Source organism: Pseudomonas sp. 32_A (assembly GCF_017490905.1).
Lineage (GTDB): Bacteria > Pseudomonadota > Gammaproteobacteria > Pseudomonadales > Pseudomonadaceae > Aquipseudomonas > Aquipseudomonas inefficax.
Map to the genome: position 1 here is coordinate 1 of NZ_JAFGYI010000446.1, position 255 is coordinate 255.

The window sequence follows — 255 nt, forward strand, 5'->3', positions numbered from 1 at the left end:
GAAGCGCATACGGTGGATGCCTTGGCAGTCAGAGGCGATGAAAGACGTGGTAGCCTGCGATAAGCTTTGGGGAGTCGGCAAACAGACTGTGATCCAGAGATCTCTGAATGGGGGAACCCACTCAGCACAAGCTGAGTATCTTGTACTGAATACATAGGTGCAAGAGGCGAACCAGGGGAACTGAAACATCTAAGTACCCTGAGGAAAAGAAATCAACCGAGATTCCCTTAGTAGTGGCGAGCGAACGGGGACCAG

Annotated in this window: 1 rRNA gene; it reads left to right on the forward strand. The window is 51.8% G+C overall.

Annotation, left to right across the window (positions count from 1 at the left end):
- Position 1 precedes the first annotated feature (1 nt).
- Positions 2 to 255: ribosomal RNA gene (locus J5M58_RS27405) — 23S ribosomal RNA — on the forward strand; the annotation flags it as partial.